This window comes from Nocardia sp. No.11 (genome assembly GCF_038752175.1).
GTDB classification, from domain to species: domain Bacteria; phylum Actinomycetota; class Actinomycetes; order Mycobacteriales; family Mycobacteriaceae; genus Nocardia; species Nocardia canadensis.
This window is the reverse complement of sequence record NZ_JBCGFB010000276.1, coordinates 1-581: the sequence shown is the minus strand read 5'-3', so window position 1 is coordinate 581 and position 581 is coordinate 1. Positions and strand designations below refer to the sequence as shown.

The following is a 581-nucleotide window of genomic DNA, read 5'->3' as shown; positions in this document are numbered from 1 at the left end:
GACGATGCTCGGCGCGGGCGGCGGCACGACACCGGGCGGCGGCGTGTTGACGATGCTCGGCGCGGGCGGCGGCACCACACCGCGCGGTTGCGGGTTGACGATGCTCGGCCGGGTCGGCGGCACGATGCTCGGCCGCGCGCCGGAATCCTCGGTGGGCGCGCCGAATCCGGACGCGTCACCCGGAGTCGACACGCGCGGCGCGGACGGAGGATAGCCGGTGGGCGGCTGCACTCGTGATGACCCACGCGGCGGCGCGGAATCGCGGCCGTTCGGGGACGGGTCGAGTCCGCCGATGACGCCGTCGGTCGCGGGTCCGGTGCTGTCGCCACCGATCACCCCGGAGTCGCCGGGGGTACCGGGCACACCGGAATTCGCCTCCGGCGCACGGAAACCCGCGTCGCCGCGCGGCGCATCCGGTCCGGGCGCCGCGTCATCGGGCGCGGGCGGTTCGGCGCCGGGCTTGACGACCGGCAGGATCTGGGTCGGCTCACCGCTGGTGAACATCGGCGGCGCCGGGTGCTCCGGCGGTTTCGCGGCCGAATCCGCTGCGGGCGCGGGCGGTTCGGCGCCGGGCTTGGCCA

Annotated in this window: 1 pseudogene; it reads right to left on the bottom strand. The window is 76.6% G+C overall.

From position 1 onward, the window contains the following. Nucleotides 1-581: pseudogene (locus V8688_RS32030) on the bottom strand (hypothetical protein); the annotation flags it as partial.